The 17,006-nt window shown below is 38.7% G+C and carries 16 protein-coding genes; 11 read left to right on the top strand and 5 right to left on the bottom strand.

Going from position 1 to position 17,006, the window contains the following annotated elements:
- Nucleotides 1–131: 131 nt before the first annotated feature.
- Both EPJ89_RS05300 and EPJ89_RS05305 read right to left on the bottom strand, forming a co-directional pair.
- Complete coding sequence (locus EPJ89_RS05300; RefSeq protein ID WP_200549176.1) at nucleotides 132–1,073, bottom strand: TIGR01212 family radical SAM protein; 942 nt, start codon at nucleotides 1,071–1,073, stop codon at nucleotides 132–134.
- A complete protein-coding gene (locus tag EPJ89_RS05305; protein ID WP_200549177.1) occupies nucleotides 1,070–1,465 on the bottom strand; it encodes a GNAT family N-acetyltransferase in 396 nt (131 codons plus the stop codon). The genes EPJ89_RS05300 and EPJ89_RS05305 overlap by 4 nt, the downstream gene beginning before the upstream one ends.
- Before the next feature lie 77 nt (nucleotides 1,466–1,542).
- Between EPJ89_RS05305 and EPJ89_RS05310 the strand changes: the two genes are divergently transcribed.
- The 5 genes from EPJ89_RS05310 to murJ all read left to right on the top strand — a co-directional run bounded on the left by EPJ89_RS05310 (nucleotide 1,543) and on the right by murJ (nucleotide 8,652).
- Nucleotides 1,543–2,331 (top strand): pseudouridine synthase, encoded by a 789-nt coding sequence (locus EPJ89_RS05310; RefSeq protein WP_161636990.1) that lies wholly within the window; start codon nucleotides 1,543–1,545, stop codon nucleotides 2,329–2,331.
- A gap of 371 nt (nucleotides 2,332–2,702) precedes the next feature.
- Nucleotides 2,703–3,965, top strand: a complete 1,263-nt coding sequence (locus EPJ89_RS05315; RefSeq protein WP_200549179.1) for a YeeE/YedE family protein — start codon at nucleotides 2,703–2,705, stop codon at nucleotides 3,963–3,965.
- Nucleotides 3,966–4,006: 41 nt separating this feature from the next.
- Entirely contained in the window at nucleotides 4,007–5,704 is a 1,698-nt protein-coding gene (locus EPJ89_RS05320; protein WP_161636992.1) for an FAD-dependent oxidoreductase, read from the top strand.
- A 9-nt stretch (nucleotides 5,705–5,713) separates the two neighbouring features.
- Complete coding sequence (locus EPJ89_RS05325; RefSeq protein WP_200549181.1) at nucleotides 5,714–7,012, top strand: APC family permease; 1,299 nt, start codon at nucleotides 5,714–5,716, stop codon at nucleotides 7,010–7,012.
- Between the two features lie 134 nt (nucleotides 7,013–7,146).
- Complete coding sequence (murJ, locus tag EPJ89_RS05330; protein ID WP_200549183.1) at nucleotides 7,147–8,652, top strand: murein biosynthesis integral membrane protein MurJ; 1,506 nt, start codon at nucleotides 7,147–7,149, stop codon at nucleotides 8,650–8,652.
- Nucleotides 8,653–8,691: 39 nt separating this feature from the next.
- Here the strand turns inward: murJ and EPJ89_RS05335 are convergent, their stop codons facing one another.
- Nucleotides 8,692–9,138: a putative immunity protein gene (locus EPJ89_RS05335; RefSeq protein WP_228410512.1), complete on the bottom strand. Its 447-nt coding sequence runs from the start codon at nucleotides 9,136–9,138 to the stop codon at nucleotides 8,692–8,694.
- Nucleotides 9,104–9,514, bottom strand: a complete 411-nt coding sequence (gene msrB, locus EPJ89_RS05340) for a peptide-methionine (R)-S-oxide reductase MsrB (RefSeq protein ID WP_125164157.1) — start codon at nucleotides 9,512–9,514, stop codon at nucleotides 9,104–9,106. Before msrB ends, EPJ89_RS05335 begins: the two co-directional genes overlap by 35 nt.
- A 116-nt stretch (nucleotides 9,515–9,630) precedes the next feature.
- On the opposite strand from msrB, the gene EPJ89_RS05345 reads away from it, so the two are divergent.
- From EPJ89_RS05345 to EPJ89_RS05365, 5 genes are all read left to right on the top strand, one after another.
- The gene (locus EPJ89_RS05345; RefSeq protein WP_161636995.1) at nucleotides 9,631–10,341 is read left to right on the top strand and encodes a response regulator transcription factor; all 711 of its coding nucleotides are present in this window, start codon (nucleotides 9,631–9,633) and stop codon (nucleotides 10,339–10,341) included.
- Nucleotides 10,328–12,238 carry a sensor histidine kinase gene (locus EPJ89_RS05350; RefSeq protein WP_200549185.1) on the top strand — a complete coding sequence of 637 codons (1,911 nt, stop codon included), beginning with the start codon at nucleotides 10,328–10,330 and terminating at the stop codon, nucleotides 12,236–12,238. Before EPJ89_RS05345 ends, EPJ89_RS05350 begins: the two co-directional genes overlap by 14 nt.
- 46 nt (nucleotides 12,239–12,284) lie before the next feature.
- Nucleotides 12,285–12,725, top strand: a complete 441-nt coding sequence (locus tag EPJ89_RS05355) for a hypothetical protein (protein WP_161636997.1) — start codon at nucleotides 12,285–12,287, stop codon at nucleotides 12,723–12,725.
- Between the two features lie 112 nt (nucleotides 12,726–12,837).
- Complete coding sequence (locus EPJ89_RS05360) at nucleotides 12,838–13,533, top strand: response regulator transcription factor (RefSeq protein WP_161636998.1); 696 nt, start codon at nucleotides 12,838–12,840, stop codon at nucleotides 13,531–13,533.
- The gene (locus EPJ89_RS05365; RefSeq protein WP_244660810.1) at nucleotides 13,523–14,833 is read left to right on the top strand and encodes a sensor histidine kinase; all 1,311 of its coding nucleotides are present in this window, start codon (nucleotides 13,523–13,525) and stop codon (nucleotides 14,831–14,833) included. The genes EPJ89_RS05360 and EPJ89_RS05365 overlap by 11 nt, the downstream gene beginning before the upstream one ends.
- A gap of 195 nt (nucleotides 14,834–15,028) precedes the next feature.
- Here the strand turns inward: EPJ89_RS05365 and EPJ89_RS05370 are convergent, their stop codons facing one another.
- Nucleotides 15,029–16,042: a YeiH family protein gene (locus EPJ89_RS05370; protein ID WP_200549187.1), complete on the bottom strand. Its 1,014-nt coding sequence runs from the start codon at nucleotides 16,040–16,042 to the stop codon at nucleotides 15,029–15,031.
- Nucleotides 16,043–16,135: 93 nt separating this feature from the next.
- On the opposite strand from EPJ89_RS05370, the gene EPJ89_RS05375 reads away from it, so the two are divergent.
- A complete protein-coding gene (locus EPJ89_RS05375) occupies nucleotides 16,136–16,999 on the top strand; it encodes a LysR family transcriptional regulator (protein ID WP_161637000.1) in 864 nt (287 codons plus the stop codon).
- The last annotated feature ends 7 nt before the right edge of the window (nucleotides 17,000–17,006 follow it).

The following is a 17,006-nucleotide window of genomic DNA, read 5'->3' on the forward strand; positions in this document are numbered from 1 at the left end:
GTCTTTCATTTTTTTATCTAATTGTTTATACTTCATATTGGAGCTCCTTTTAGTCGGGTGGGCTCCTTTTATTATACAAAAACAACCGCACCTTGGGTGGTGCGGTTGAGATTTGAATTTAGGAAAGGAGCTTAGCGCTCCTTTTGATATTTACCTTGCCAGGTATTTCTTTTTGCCATAAGTTTATCGATTTCATTCGTGACTACAATTTTACGTATCGTCCAAACTGGGGCAAGCAAATCATCCGCCATACCATCTCCAGTCAGTCGTGCGATCACGATATCTTCGGGGAGACGTTCAATTTGTTTCACAACAACATCCACATACTCATCACGCGTTAAAAGTGGAAATGGATTTTTTTGATATTCTGCACCCAGTTTTGTTCCCTTAATAATATGAAGCATGTGTATTTTAACCATCTCAGGATGCATTCGTGCAAGGTAATCGGCAGTTTCAAGCATCATCTCAGGCGTTTCCTGAGGAAATCCGTTAATAATATGAACACAAGTACGAATGCCTGCTGCTTTGAGTTTTTGTATACAAGTTGTGACCGATTCAAGATCGTGACCCCGATTCATCCATTCGGAAGTTTTAGGATGAATGGTTTGCAAGCCAATTTCGATGGTCAAGTCTTTCTTACGACTCATTGCTTCAAAATATGCAATCTTCTCATCATCCAAGCAATCACTGCGTGTCGCAATATCAATCCCCACAAAACGATCATCATTGAAGAAAGGGTCGTAGAGTTTTTTGAGGTTTTCTAAGGAATCATGTGTATTTGAGTAGGCTTGAAAGTATGCAATCTTGGCGGCATGGGGCCATTTTTGAAGCATTATATTTTGGCTGTGCTCGATTTGCTTCTCTAAGTCTGGATTTTTTAAAATCATATCCCCTGATCCACGGGCACTGCAGAAGTTACAACCCCCACTTCCACACGTACCATCACGATTTGGACAGGTAAATCCTGCATCGATGCTGACTTTAAATGCTTTTTGGCCATAAGTTTTCTGGGTAAAATAGTTATAAGTTTGATAACGCTTGTTATCAAGGGAATAAGGGTAAGGGTTTGTCATCGTAATACCTCCATAATACAATAGTCGATGTCATTGCGGGTAAATGTTTGATCTGTTTGTCTAAAACCAAATCGTTTATAATATGAAATTTTGCTTGTTCGCGCATTAAGAATGATGCGCCCCTTATATAATGATAGCACATGACTTAATAACATGCTCCCGTAACCTTGATTTTGAAGGCTTGGCAGGGTCGCGAATTTTCGAAGCTGAATCGTATCATCATGGTCAACAGCAGTAATCACAGATAGACATTGCTGGTCCATAAAAAGTCCGTAGTGTGTTGCATGGAGGTCATCCTCAGTTTGTGCTAAGGTTATGGGTCCATCAGGATACATCGCTTTATGGCGAATGGGTAAAACCTGTTCAATTGTAGTTGTTTGTATGGTAATCATGATTATTCTCCTTGTGACATATTATACGGTAAATGGTAGAATAGAGGTAAATAATTAGAAAATAGATTGAGGACTTTATGAAACAAGCACGACAACAAGCATCAAACGCCAATGAAAACATCAATCCCATTCAGCACGAAGCGCGGGAATCGTTGCGTTTAAATAAATATATCAGTGATTCGGGTTATTGTTCACGTCGACAAGCAGATCGTTATATTGCGGAAGGGGTAGTTGCCATTGATGGTGTTACGGCTATTGTTGGCCAACAAGTACTGCCAGGGCAACGTGTAACCGTTGAAGGCAATCACGTGACCATCGATGACGAGAAAGTTTATATCGCCTTAAATAAACCACGTGGTATTACATGTACAACGGATGGTGCCATTGAGGGCAATATTTCAGATTTTATGAACTACCCAAAGATGATCTTCCCAATAGGACGGTTGGATAAAGATTCCAGTGGCTTAATTTTACTTACCAATGATGGTGATATTGTTAATAAAATATTACGTGAAGAATACGGTCATGATAAAGAATATATCGTATCGGTGAATAAGATGATTGATGAAGACTTTATTACCCAAATGTCCAAAGGGGTCGAGATCTATAACCAACAAACCCATCGTATGCAAGTGACCAATCCATCCGATGTGGAGCAAGTTGCACCGAAAACCTTTCGAATTATTTTAAATCAAGGTTTAAACCGACAAATTCGCCGGATGACAAAGGCATTGGGATTTAAAGTCACAACGTTAAACCGGGTTCGAATCATGAATATTAAACTGGGTGATTTAAAGGTAGGAGAATGGCGTTATCTAAGCGTCCAAGAACTTGAAGAAATGAATCGACGTATCCAAAGCCGCTAAGCGGCTTTTTTAATGCGCTATAATCAGAGATTATTACGTAATAGGTTTTAGTTATAAGTATTGCTTATGACTGAATGGCCAAAACGGTCAAATTTTGTGATACAAGTTATTAATTTCACAAATACAAAAGAAATAAATCACTTTTAAATCGAAAAAAGTGATATAAGGGCAGATTATGGCTAAAGTTGTAAAAACTCGTGAGTTAATTAGTTGTAATGTCAACAATACGTGATACGATTTATGAGCAAGGCAACGATTAGCCTTAAACATTTGATGATTATCCATGCGGTGATGCGCAAAAGATACGGGGATCTGATAATCCTATAAATGTAAGGTGTCGTTTGCTTATTTGTCATTCATAGGAGGAGAACATGAAGAAGACAGAAAATATTATTGGATTTGTATTGCTTATCGCAGTATTCATCCTTGGAAAGAATTTTTTAGCGTCTGATATGCATTTATTCAGACTTGTAATGGGGATTGCATTAGGATATACATTAACACGTGCTGCAACAGGGTTTGCAGGAAGTGTGAACCGTGCTGCAAATACAGGTTCCACAAAATTAATGAAAACCTTAATGTTTATGTTCTTTATTACAACAGCATTATCCGCATCATTTATGATTTTCCAAGATCCATCACAAATGGATTTATGGGTTAATCCAATTAATGGTGGGTTACTTGTTGGGGGTGTGCTTTTCGGATTTGGGATGGCATTCTCATCCTGCTGTGCATCCGGTGTTTTAACGGATTTAATTACAAGTTTACCACGTGCTTTAATTACACTCGTATTCTTTAGCTTTGGGGTCTTTATTGGATTCCCTCTTCAAAAACAAGGTTGGGTTGCGACATCATGGTTTGTATCTGAAGTTGGATCACAAACAGCAGGTGGTGTCTTCTTACCAGACCTCTTTAAATGGGATGGTCTTGGTGGATACCTTGGCGCATTAATCTTAACAGCACTGCTTTGTGGTCTTGTGGTTGTGCTTGCGAACAAATACGAAGCAAAACGTAAAAAAGAGGGTACATACACAGGTCACTTTGTGGAAAAAGGCCAAGATAGTATGGAATCATTTGAAGTTGAAAAAGATTATGCTTTCCCAACAGAAACTACTTATGAACGTCTTTTTGTAAAGACATGGACTTTAAAACAAGGTGCAGTGATCATCGCGATCCTCTTTACATTATTAATGGGTGTTACTAAAGCAGGTTGGGGTGCATCAACACCTTACGGTTTCTGGTTTGGTAAATTCTTAACACTCTTTGGTGTATCCGCAGAATCCCTGGGATCATTTACACAAATGGATCCAGCTGTATTCTCAAAACCATTCTTAGCAAACCCTGTAACAGTTCAAAACATGGGTATCCTTGTTGGAACTGCAGTATACTTACTGACAGCAGGTAAATTTAAAAATACATTTATGTCAGAGCTACACATTACCGTTAAAGATGGACTGCTTTATGCAATGGGTGGTATCACAATGGGTGTTGGAACACGTCTTGCGAACGGATGTAATGTTGGTGCTTTATATACACCGATTGCGAACTTCTCATTATCCGGTTGGGTATTCCTTGTTGTGATGGTAATCGGTGGTTACTTGGGAAACAAACTCGCAAAACATTTACAAAAATAAAGTCTTAAAACGATAACTTAGAAAAGAAAGAGGATTCTACCATGAGTAAAAGAATATTAATTGTTGGAGGGGTAGCTGGAGGTGCTTCAGTTGCAGCTCGTGTTCGTCGTCAAGATGAACATGCGGAAGTCATTATGTTTGAACGCGGACCGAATGTGTCCTTCTCAAACTGTGCTTTACCATATCACCTAAGCGGCATTGTTGCTTCAAGTGATGACTTAGTCTTAATGACCCCTGAACAATTTAAAAAACAATATAACATCATTGCACGCACAAGCACTGAAGTTCTAAAAATTAATCGTGACGCGAAAACCGTTACGGTTAAAAACCTTGAAACTGGTGAAGAAATGGATGAAGCGTATGACAAGCTTGTCCTATCACCAGGAGCAAGTGCAATCTTACCACGCAGTATCGAAGGCATTGACGGTGATAATGTCTTTACCGTACGTAATGTTGTCGATATTAAAAAATTAAACGGACATATCGTCAACAACAACATTGAAAACATTACCGTTGTTGGTGGGGGATTTATCGGTGTGGAAGTTGCGGAAAACTTGCGTCATGCAGGCAAAAACGTAACACTTGTGGAAGCTATTGATCAAATCATGAGTCCATTCGATTATGATATGGCACAAGTATTACATAAAGAAATGATGGATCACGGCATCAACCTAATCCTTGGTGATGGCGTTAAAAAGATTACAGAAACAAGTGTGGAACTGGGTTCAGGAACCATCTTAGAATCCGGCGCAGTTGTCATGGCAATCGGTGTTGCACCTGAAACAAGTCTTGCGAAAGCCGCAGATCTTGAAATCGGTGTTACTGGTGGAATTAAGGTAGATCACAATTATCTTACAAACGATAAAAATATTTATGCAGTGGGTGATGCGATTGAAGTCTTCCACCAAATTACACATAAACCAACACGTCTTGCACTTGCAGGTCCTGCTCAACGTCAAGCACGTGCAGCTGCAGATCACATGTATGGAATTCCTCATAACAATAAAGGTGTTGTCGGATCATCATGTGTACAAGTATTTGATTTGAACGCTGCATCAACTGGTCTTAATGAAAAAATGGCAAAGGCTAACGGTTTCGACTATGACTTTGTTTACATTATCCCGGGTGATAAAGTAGGGTTAATGCCCGATGCAAATCCAATGCACTTTAAACTTTTATTTGAATACCCAACAGGTAAATTACTGGGTGCACAAGCAATCGGTAAGGGAAATGTTGATAAACGTATTGATGTCATTGCGACAATGATTCAAATGGGTGGAACGCTTGAAGATCTTAAAGAAGTTGAATTATGCTATGCACCACCATTTGGTACAGCCAAAGATGTTGTGAATCATGCAGCGCTTGTTGGTTTAAACCTTCTTTACGGTCGTTTCAACCAAGTTCCTGTAACGCAAGTTCGTGAATTGGTAGAATCCAATGCATGTATTATTGATGTGCGTGAAGAACATGAATATGCTTTAAGTCACCTTATCAATGCAATCAACATTCCATTAAGCCAAATTCGTGATCGCTTGGATGAAATTCCTACGGATAAGCCTGTATATTTACACTGTCGTTCAAGCCAACGTTCATATAATGCTGTAATGGCACTTCAAAACCTTGGATTTGATAATGTAATTAATATTTCTGGATCATATCTTGGAATCTGTGTTTATGAATACTTTAACGATCAAGTCACAGGCCGTGATAAAATCGTTACAGAATACAACTTTAACTAAGGAAACAGTATGCGCAAAAGACTCAGTAAATTGGATATCTTGGCGCTTGCATTAGGTTCAATTATCGGTTGGGGATCGTTTACGCTCCCGGGGACCAAGTTCTTGCCCGAAAGCGGTGTAATTAACACTGCGATCGGGCTTATTCTTGGTGGCATCGCAATTATCTTTATTGTTCAAGGCTATCATGTCATGATGTCTTCCCATAATGAAGATGGTGGTGAGTTCTCATATACATACAATAATTTAGGAAAAAAGCACGGTTTCATTGTAGGCTGGTTCTTAATTCTTTGTTATATCAGTATGGTGCCTCTGAATGCGACAGCATTTGTGCTTGTCGTGAAAAAACTTTTTGGATCAATTGTAACGTTTGGATACCTCTATGATATCGGAGGAACCTCTGTATATCTCTCAGAAATACTAATCGCAAGCTTTATCATTATTATCTTTGCGAAAATAAACATCCAAGGACTTAAGATGAGTTCGAAAGTTCAAAATGTGATGATTTTACTTACAGTCGCAAATATTATGGTAATTTTCACCATGATGCTAGCCACTCAAGGAACTTCCGTTCTAAAAGAAAACTATATTACACCCTATACCTTTGATCTTGCTCAAATTGCGAAAGTTTTTGCGATTGCACCGTTTCTCTTTGTAGGGTTTGATGTCATACCACAGGTTTCAACAGATTTAGACTTTAGTCCTTCAAAAGCCGTTCGGGTTACCATTCTCGCTGTGTTTGCAGGTGTTGTATTCTATAATCTCAATAACATCACGACAGCCTTGGTCTTTGCGCCACAAGCAGGTTTGCTTGAGGAGTGGGCATTAGGGTCAGCGGTTTTAAGTCGCTTGGGATTTGTGGCGTTTATCTTGCTGCTGATTTCACTTGCAGGTGCGGTATCGGGTGGTATTAATGGCTTTATGCTTGGGGGAAGCAAACTTATTGGAGCATTAGCTCAATATAAACTCATTCCTGAAAAGTATAGCTATGAAAACCAAAATGGGATGTACACGAAAGCAATTCTATTTATTACGATCGTGAGTCTTGTTGCGCCATGGTTTGGACGTGAGATGATTATCTATATAGTAGATATGTCATCGCTTCTAGCGGCCATCGTTTATTTCTATGTGTGTATGATTAGCTATCGAAAATCGTCGGGGCGTTTAAGTGCTGCTGGTGCTTTAGTAAGTCTTGTATTTGTGGGACTTCTCGTCATACCGGGATCACCTGGACAACTCCAGTTGCCCTCATTTATCTTTATGATTATTTGGTCGGCACTTGGTGTTTTCTATTATTTTAAATATCAATAATCTTTTTGGTTAAAGCGCTGTCGCTTTAACCTTTTTTTATAAAACACCTTCGATGATGTTTAATTGTGTGACACAACATTTTCGTTATGTTTCAACGCTGAAAAGGGTATAATAGAAAAGAAAAGAGGAATCCCATGAAACGAAATGCAGCTTATTTAACCATCGCAATTCTTATCTCAAAAATATTGGGTCTTGTAAGAGGCCTTGTTTTATCATATTTTTACGGAACATCCATGGTATCGGATGTTTACTTTACTTCATGGAGTATTCCTAATGTTATCTTTGGTTTTGTAGCAATCGGATTGGTAAGTACGTTTATTCCGGTTTATATTCGAGCATCAGAAGAGCACGGTGAAGGCATTGCCGATCGATACATGAGTGATGCCCTCAATTTGATTGCGCTTTTAGCTTTGGTACTTGTATTACTGGGGCTTGTCTTTACCCAAGAACTTGTACTCGTATTCGCACATGGGTATACAGGAGCCAAACTGGCACTTGCGGTTCGCTTTACTAAAGTGACATTGTTATCCATCTTTTTTATTGGGGCAAGGTCGATTTATGAGAGCTATCATGAGATTCATAATCGCTTTCTTATTGCGCCAATCGGAAGTTTTATGATGAATATTGTCGTGATTCTATCCATTTTTATGAGCGTGAAAACGGATATCATGGTCTTACCCATTGGGATTTTTGTTGCGAGTGTCATTCAATATCTATTTGCCTTCCTAACATCAAAAGGTAGAGGCTTTAAACGTCGTTTAACCTTTGATGTTCGCAATCCTTATGTGAAGATGATGACGGTGATGGCGATTCCAATTATTCTTGGGGCTTCAATTGATCAAGTAAATCTCGTCATTGATCGCACCATTGCCTCTACATTTGCGGATGGATCGATTTCCGCCATCAGTTATGCATCGCAAATCAATGACGCAGTCTTAGGTGTATTCGTCTCAACAATGGCAACAGTACTCTATCCAACCCTAGTGGGGAATGCGGTTCGAAATGAAACCGAACAACTTAAAGAAACCGTTACGAAAATATTAAATGTTGTGAATTTATTAATGATTCCTGCGTCAATTGGGATTATGGTGCTTTCAAAACCGATTGTTATGATGCTTCTAGGTCATGGTAAGTTTGATGATCAAGCGATTGTGGTTACGGGTACAATTTTATTTTTCTATGCCTTGGGTCTTGTGGCATTTGGAATGCGACAGGTTCTAACGAAAACCTTTTATGCACTGGAAGATACAAAGACACCCGTACGTATTGGGGTTATTTCTGTAGTCGCCAATATTGTTTTAAATCTTCTGCTTTCAAAGACAATGGGGGTAACCGGTCTTGCACTTGCAACCACATTGGCTGCATTTATCGGATCACTGTTACTCTATAATGCTCTGCGTATCCGTTTAAATGGATTGAGAACGGGTCAATTTATGCGTTCGTTCTCAAAAACGATGATCGCTTCACTTATTATGGGATTTGCGGTTTATGCCATCTATTACCCAACGGTGCTTGGTGATATGGGTAAAAAAGGTGTTGTGATTGTGATTGCCTTTGGTATTGCGGTCTATATGCTCGTCATGCATTTTATGGGTGTACCGGAATATGATGAAATTATTAAAAAAAGAATCAAGGTTTAATCATAAAAAAACTTCTTGAGAAGAACTTGTTTTGTTCTTTTAAGAAGTTTTTTTATCGAGATAATTGGTCAACGTATCAAGTTGCCATTTTCGCTCAAGGGAACGTTTACTGCGTTTTCCAACTTGAACTGCCTTTAAGGCATAGTCTGCACATTGAATGCCGTGTGCTTTAACCTGTGTCGTTCCTGCCGCATGACCGCTCGCTCTAAGTAAATAGATGTGTTCTGTTTTTGTAAGCTCACGTGCACGTTCATGGGCTTTTAAGGCACGTTTTCGTGCTTCATCAGTCGTCATAGTGCCTTGAACCCAATCTCGTGTTGCTTTAAGGGACGCGGTGGCGTGCACATCACGATATCGACAAAGAGTTAAGGCATGTTCCAAGCAATCACCAGCCCACATGACAACAATGGGTTTGGGTGTGTCTTTTAAAAGTGTTTCCAGTAATTCAGTATCAGTCATGTTTGATGTGTTGGATATAGTGTCCATAGCCTTCCTCTTCCATTTGATCAAGTGGTATAAAGCGAAGCGCTGCGGAATTAATGCAGTAACGAAGTCCACCAAGTTCTTTCGGTCCATCGTTAAAGACATGGCCTAAATGCGAATCTGCATTTAAGGAACGGACTTCGATACGTCGTGTTTCATCTTCAACCTCAAGCAATGCATCAATTGGTTTTGAGAAAGCTGGCCATCCACAACCTGCATTAAACTTATCATTTGATAAGAAAAGGGGTTCGCCACTTACGATATCGACATAAATTCCCGGCTCATAAAAATCATCATATTCGCCCGTAAACGGTGCTTCAGTGGCACTGTTTTGGGTGACTTCATATTGAATGGGTGTGAGTTTATTTTTTAGATTCATCTTTATGTCCTCCTGAATTTATTATAGAACAATGTTGTATCTTAAACAATTCTTAAACATTTGACCCGTTGGTTTTTAAACAGTTAGTCCCTATAATAGAACTATGAGGTGACGAGATGGCTAAAATTTTGATTTGTGATGATGAAAGAGATATTGTGAACGCATTAAAAATTTATTTATCACAAGAAGATTATATGATTTATGAAGCATTTAATGGTGTCGAAGCATTGGATGTGCTTAAGAAGGAGCGGATTGATCTGGTGTTACTGGATATTATGATGCCTGAAATGGATGGGTTGGAGGCGATAATGCATATTCGTCAAACAACAACAATCCCAATTATATTCTTGACGGCTAAGGGAGAAGATACGGATAAGATTTTAGGATTAAATGTTGGGGCGGATGACTACATAACGAAACCGTTTAATCCAATGGAAGTGATTGCGCGCGTAAAATCACAACTTCGTCGGTATAGACAATTTAATCAAGGTTATATAGAATCGTCACATATTTTAAAAGTAGGTGGACTGGAATTAAATGATGAAACCAAATCGGTGAGTATGGATGGAAAACACGTCCGTTGTACACCCACTGAGTTTGAAATCTTAAAGTTCTTGATGGCACATCCAAACCGTGTTTTTTCACCCAAGCAGATTTACGAACAGGTATGGCAAGACCATTCCTATGGTGCAGAAGGGACGGTTGCAGTTCATATTCGCCACTTAAGAGAAAAACTCGAAATCAATCCATCCGAACCACGTTATTTTAAAGTAGTGTGGGGACAAGGATATAAAATAGAAGGAGATATAAACCATGAATCGAAATAAACGCAAACATTTTATGATTCGTTTCGTCTCAGCGGCTGTATTTATCGTATCCCTTGGGGGATTTGTAGGGAGTGTATATGGTCTGGTGAAGATGCAAGATCTTCATGTGAACAGCATGACGCCAGAAGCATTACGGGAGCATGTTTTCAAAGAAACAGCCCAAGAACAAATTAAGGCTTTGATTCGAACGTCATCGTTTGATAATGCGTCTGACAAACGTTTTTCCGCAGGACTTATAGACATGGAACAATCTGTCGTGTCTCCAAATCATTTTTTTAAAATCTATAATTCGGACAATGCACTTCTATACAGCAAGGAATCCCCTTCTAAATCTGGATTTATCACAGTCTATACTCTTTCGGATTATCAAAGCGTGGATGAACGTGATTCAAGTGGTAATTATATAAAATCACAAATGATTCAAAAAGATTACCGGGTTGAAAGCCAAATCGTTGAGGGAGCACCTGATGTGTTTTGGTACCTGGATCTTTTGATCACGACGCTTTTAGAGATTGGTTACCGATTGTATGGCATTCTCATTGTTTCTGCATTCTTAATGCTTGCATCGATGATTACATATACAAAACATGCAGGGATTCGACAAGAAGATGGTAACATCGAACAGAATACCTTCGATCGCTTACCTTTAGAACCTTTTGCGTTATTATATTTGCTGGTCTTTGGCTTTTCAATGAGTCTTCTTGGCGAGAGTATTAATGTATTCTATCGCGATGTTCCCAATGCCTTTTTGATGGGTACGAGCATTTCGCTCATCGGACTGGGATTATCCTTTGTCTTTTATCATTCTTTAATTAAACGCATTAAAGCAAAACAGCTCTTTGTGAATTCATGGGTCTATCGATGGGGTTACCTCCCGATAAAACGTTTGTATCAAGCGTCATTTTCCAATCGTGACTTGCTTCTAAAAGTTTCCATGATTGTGGGAGCATCGTTACTGTTTGATTTTATAACGATGATATCAATTTCCAATCATAATAGTGGAACCATGCTGTTTTTCTGGTTGATTAAAACAGGGGTGGTTGTCTATTTTATCTTGAAATTTGCACTTGATGGTAAAGCAATCCGTGAAGCGACACAAGCAATGGTTTCAGGAAATTTCGATAAGTCCCTTGATACTTCAAAACTTAATGGCGTCTTAAAAGACCATGCACAGGATTTAAATCAACTATCTGATGGGATGCATCGTGCGGTTGAGCGACAAATGAAATCGGAACGCATGAAAACGGATTTGATTACAAATGTCTCACATGACATCAAAACACCGTTGACATCAATTATCAATTATATTGGTCTTCTTGAACAAAAATCGTTTGACGATCTTGAAGTGCAGGAATACTTAAACGTTCTTTCAAGACAATCGTTACGTCTTAAAAAATTAATTGAGGATTTAGTTGAAGCATCGAAAGCGAGTTCAGGAACAATCCCTCTCAATCAAGAAGATACCGACCTTAATGTCCTTCTTGATCAAGTCATTGGAGAGTACCGTGATCGTTTGAATCAGAATGAATTAGAGCTTATTGTGATACAAGATGAGGTTCATGCGCATTTAGATGGTAATGTCCTTTTCCGTATTTTGGATAATCTATTTGGAAATATTTGCAAGTATTCCTTAACCAAATCACGTGTTTATGTAACGTTAAATCAAATTGATCACAATGCAGTCATCGAAATTAAAAATATATCGGATGTATCGTTAAATATCAGTTCGGATGAATTAATGGAGCGATTTGTACGCGGGGATGCTTCCCGAAATACAGAAGGGAGCGGTCTGGGGCTTTCAATCGCAAAAGCATTAACTGAAGTCATGGGGGGCGCGTTTAAGTTGGAAATTGACGGCGATTTATTTAAAGTTAATTTAACCTTCCCACTTCAGTGACACACTTCGTTTTCTCACGTATAATAAAGTGAAGGAGACGATGCTTATGAATCAAAAACTTATGAAATTTAAAAATATCATCGTCTTAATCGCCGTAATTAATTTTACGATGTTGACGATAGTTCGCGTGATTCTCTATTCTGAATTGCATTTAGTTTATCGCTCCCATTTTAAGATGTTTCTTTATGGATGTTTCTTTATCTGTATCATCCTCCTGTTGATTTACATGGTTTATTTTCTAATGCGTCCCAACGCCTTTGATCGCCGGTATGGCATTGACAACTTAACTCGACGCATCTTTCTCACAGTATTTCTACTGGGATGTATTTTTTATTTAGGGTCCATCATGACACGTTATGTTATTGGGCTGGAGCGAACAGAAGTCAAACGTGCAGGGATGATTGAAGTAACCGCGAATGGACATCTTGAACGCTATCGAAATCGAGGGCCATTCTTTATGGAGTACATCACACCATCCCCCAATTAAGTAAAACGATCTTTCCAGGATCGTTTTTTTTACGTGATTTTGAATAACAATTATTGACAAGAAAAGTGAGAATCTCTATATTTAAACTTGATTTACTTGAGGAGGATGTATTATGAATCGGATATTGGTGGTTGATGATGATTTTGAAATCAGAGAATTGCTTGAATTACTACTCACAAACGATGGTTTTCACGTGCAGACATATGCGAATGGGTATGACGCGCTGGAGGCTCTTGATGATGGATTTGATTTAGCCATTTTAGATGTAATGATGCCAGAAATTGATGGTATTCAGCTTTGCCGGAAAATTCGGGATGCACATCACATTCCAATTTTATTTCTAACTGCAAAAGAAAGAGAAGAAGATGTAGTCAAAGGATTTTCAGCAGGTGCGGATGACTATGTCATGAAACCCTTCTCGTATCTTGAACTCAGTGTGCGTGTGAAAGCACTGCTTCGACGTTACTGTAATTACGGAAGCAAACCACAAGGGTATGAGTCCGATTTTCTTGAATCAAAGGACTTGCGTTTAAATCGTAGGACCAATGAAGTTTATAAAAAGGGAGCACTGCTCGATCTTACAGAACGTGAGTATCGTATATTACGGCTTCTTTTAGGGAATCCAGGCCGCATTTATACGATGGAACAGCTTTTTGAAATTGTATGGGAGGATACATATTTTTATTCGTGTTCCAATACGGTGATGGTTCATATTCGAAACCTGCGTAAAAAAGTTGAGGATGAACCCAATAAACCCAAAATTGTAAAGAACGTTTGGGGTAAAGGGTATACATACGATGGTCTTTAGGCAAACAAAGAAGCCAACGCATCTTTCGTTTCAAATTTTGGTTTATATCTTTATCGCAACAGTCGTGAGTTCGTGTTTGTATTTTACGATGCAGCGTTTCTCTGAAATCTATATTACCAGTGTCCACCCCAATCGAAACACGATTTTTCAACGTGTCGAATCTTTACAAACGTATATTGAGGATAAAAACATTACCGAGCAATCCTTTGATCAACTGAATGATTGGGCTAAGCAATATCCTTATTCACTGTTTTATATCTATAATAATTCAAAACTTTTGTATACCAATGATCTTGAGGTTGAGGTGCGATCCTTTGATACGGTCAATGATGCCTCCTACCCCTTACAAACCTTTGGATTAAAGGTAGATGGGGATTCCCTTCGTGTTGATATCATGAGTCAAGATATTATTGAATTTCTCGATCGTTTTGATCAGGTGAATCGGGTTGTTTCGTTTATCGCATTTATAACGGTTATGTGTATTTTACTGCGAAGCATGACCTTATACATTGAAACGATTACCAACGAACTGAATGCGATTGGCGGTGGGATGCTTGAAACAAAAGTGTCGGAGCAGGGGAATGATGAACTGACTGATTTAGCGCGTGGCATTAATATGATGCGCGAAGCGCTGATTGCGAATACGGAGATGGTTGTGCGTTCACAAGAAGCCTTGAAAGATGCGACCACAACGTTATCGCATGATATACGAACGCCAATGACCATCTTGTTGGGTTATCTTGAATACCTACAAAATGATCAGTCACTCGATCCTTCGCATCACGATAAGATTCAACGTTGTTATCAAAAAGCGCATCAAGTTAAAGATTTAGCGCAAGCGTTACTTCAATGCTTCACCGATATTGCCAATCAAGAAGATCATTCTTTTCCAATAATTAAAACCTCTTTTCAAGACTTGAAGCAAGACTTTTTAAAACAACTAATGGCTTCCCTTGAGGTACATGGTTTGGATATTGTTGTAGAGGACTGTGTTCAAGACCTGGGATGGTGCTATGTATCCCATATCTTAATGCATCGCATTTTTGATAATATCACCTCAAACATTATTAAATACGCTCAATATGAACACGGGGTTACGGTGAAAATCATGATGAAAGGATCCAAGGTATGGATGATCATTGAGAATGATGTTGCCGTAGAACCACGAAATCAGGAGAGTTATGGTATTGGGTTAAGAAGTTGTGATCGCTTGATGAGTCTACAAGATGGTTCATTGACTTGGAATCGGATTGGAAATCGATTCCAAGTATGCCTTGCATTGACGGTTAAGAATTATTAAGTAAGAAAGAATAGGATTTATTAGTATTCTTTTGTATACTATCAATGTCTTAAAACTGGATGACCGTATACATAATTAATCTCGTTGATTTGATAACGATTGTTATCAATCCATATTCTTTCCACGATCAGTCCCTCAGTTGTAATAAGACACAAAAAAACAGGATTTATATTCCTGTTTTTTTGTGTCGTCTATCTATACAATTCCCATCATAAATTCAACTCCCAATGCAACAACCACAACCAGTAATGAAATAATAAAACCGTGAAGGAACGGATTGAGTCCGGTCTTGATCATAGATTTAAATTTTGTATTTAATCCAATTGAAGCCAGTGCACATACCATTAAAAACTTACTAATTTGTTTCAGTAAATGACTGATGCCAACAGGTATGAGACCCGTACTGTTGAGGATGGCCATGCCAATAAATAATAGAATAAACCATGGGATGATTTGGGTGAATTTAATGGATTCATTTGCGGGTGTTAAACCGTCACGTTTTTTTACGTGAGCATGAATTAACGAGAAGACAATAACGGTTGGAATGATTGCCAGTGTCCGTGTCAACTTAACCATGGTCGCGAAATCACCGGCAGCCTCAGAGAATGCATAGCCAGCGGCCACAACACTTGATGTATCATTCACCGCAGTGCCTGCCCACAAGCCATAAGCCATGTCGGTAAGTCCAAGTGCTTTACCCATAATTGGAAATAAAACAATCATTAGGACATCAAACAAGAAAGTTGCGGACATCGCATAGGCGATATCTTCATCTTCTGCTTCAATAACAGGTGCAATCGCTGCGATTGCGGAACCACCACAAATTCCAGTACCGGCAGAGATTAAATTGGATAACTTCCAATTTAAGCCAAGTTTCTTACCGATAAAGTAACCCCCGCCAAAACATGTAAGGAGGGTAAAGACCATCACAGCTAAAGAAAGTTTTCCTACAGTTAAGATCATGGTGATATTAAGCGATGCACCTAAAAGAATAATTGCGAATTTTAAAACGTGTTTCGATGTGAATTTTAAACCTGTTTTAATCAATGCACTTGGTTCTTTCCATGTATTCACAAGCATTCCAATAAGAAGCGCAATGACGGATGCACCGATAAATTTTACGGGTAATAAGCTTTCAAGGATGACCGCAATCAAAGCGACAATGCATGAAAGTATAAAACCGGGTGTATATTTTTTTATTGAGTTCATAAGACCCCTCTTTCCAAAGAAAGTATAACATGTCCAATCATAACGGTTTATTATTCTGTGTTATAATAGATAAAGAATATTTATGGAGGGCGTATGGATCCAAAGTTAAAAACATTAATGACGGTAATGGATTTGGAAAGTTATACCGAGGCGGCTCAGGCACTTCATTTAACCCAACCCGCAGTATCGCAACATATTAAACGTTTGGAATCGGTGTATCAGTGTAAATTGGTGTTTTTTGAAGGGCGTGTGCTTCATTTTACACAAGCTGCTTATCTTCTGTATGATTTCGCCAAAATTCAAAGTGCTCACCAAGAGGTGTTATTTCAAAAACTTGAACGTATCGAAAATCCAGTATCCATTGGAATGACATTATCAATTGCGGATTATTACTTTCCGACGTCATTACGGTCGTATCTGATTGATGAGTGTGTCAATTTCCAGATTAAAGTTGCGAATACGGAGACGCTTTTGGAGGATTTGAAATCGGGTGTTATTGATTGTGCCTTGGTTGAAGGAATGTTTGACCAAGATATCTTTACATCACATATCTTTACAGAGGCACGTTTTATGCCTGTGGTGGCACAAAACCATCCTTTGGCAGGACAAGGGGTGAGCGTGGAAGAATTATTGTACTATCCCGTTATCGTACGCGAGCAAGGTTCAGGGACCCGTTCAATTTTTGAAAATTGGCTGACGGCTCATAATCATCGCTTAACCTCGTTTAAATCAGTCCAAGAGATTGGCAGTTTTCAAACCATAAAAACATTTTTAAAACGATCGGATGCGGTGTCGTTTATGTATACCAAAGTAGCTCATGATGATATTGAAAACAAAACGTTAACGTATCTTGAGTTAGAAGATTTTGAATTAAAACGTCCCTTGCATTTTGTCTATCTAAAACATCACCTTAAACACAATGAGATTGAAGCAATTTACCGACTTACGCAAAAATAAAAGAGGA

This window comes from Erysipelothrix sp. strain 2 (EsS2-6-Brazil), from assembly GCF_016617625.1.
GTDB lineage: Bacteria > Bacillota_I > Bacilli_A > Erysipelotrichales > Erysipelotrichaceae > Erysipelothrix > Erysipelothrix piscisicarius.

Coding starts and splice junctions, on each gene's coding strand:
- EPJ89_RS05320 (WP_161636992.1), top strand. CDS start 4,007: ATGAGTAAAAGAATATTAATTGTTGGAGGGGTAGCTGGAGGTGCTTCA.
- EPJ89_RS05375 (WP_161637000.1), top strand. CDS start 16,136: ATGGATCCAAAGTTAAAAACATTAATGACGGTAATGGATTTGGAAAGT.
- EPJ89_RS05305 (WP_200549177.1), bottom strand. CDS start 1,465: ATGATTACCATACAAACAACTACAATTGAACAGGTTTTACCCATTCGC.
- EPJ89_RS05300 (WP_200549176.1), bottom strand. CDS start 1,073: ATGACAAACCCTTACCCTTATTCCCTTGATAACAAGCGTTATCAAACT.
- EPJ89_RS05350 (WP_200549185.1), top strand. CDS start 10,328: ATGAATCGAAATAAACGCAAACATTTTATGATTCGTTTCGTCTCAGCG.
- EPJ89_RS05325 (WP_200549181.1), top strand. CDS start 5,714: ATGCGCAAAAGACTCAGTAAATTGGATATCTTGGCGCTTGCATTAGGT.
- murJ (WP_200549183.1), top strand. CDS start 7,147: ATGAAACGAAATGCAGCTTATTTAACCATCGCAATTCTTATCTCAAAA.
- EPJ89_RS05370 (WP_200549187.1), bottom strand. CDS start 16,042: ATGAACTCAATAAAAAAATATACACCCGGTTTTATACTTTCATGCATT.
- EPJ89_RS05315 (WP_200549179.1), top strand. CDS start 2,703: ATGAAGAAGACAGAAAATATTATTGGATTTGTATTGCTTATCGCAGTA.
- EPJ89_RS05335 (WP_228410512.1), bottom strand. CDS start 9,138: ATGGACACTATATCCAACACATCAAACATGACTGATACTGAATTACTG.
- EPJ89_RS05310 (WP_161636990.1), top strand. CDS start 1,543: ATGAAACAAGCACGACAACAAGCATCAAACGCCAATGAAAACATCAAT.
- EPJ89_RS05345 (WP_161636995.1), top strand. CDS start 9,631: ATGGCTAAAATTTTGATTTGTGATGATGAAAGAGATATTGTGAACGCA.
- msrB (WP_125164157.1), bottom strand. CDS start 9,514: ATGAATCTAAAAAATAAACTCACACCCATTCAATATGAAGTCACCCAA.
- EPJ89_RS05365 (WP_244660810.1), top strand. CDS start 13,523: ATGGTCTTTAGGCAAACAAAGAAGCCAACGCATCTTTCGTTTCAAATT.
- EPJ89_RS05355 (WP_161636997.1), top strand. CDS start 12,285: ATGAATCAAAAACTTATGAAATTTAAAAATATCATCGTCTTAATCGCC.
- EPJ89_RS05360 (WP_161636998.1), top strand. CDS start 12,838: ATGAATCGGATATTGGTGGTTGATGATGATTTTGAAATCAGAGAATTG.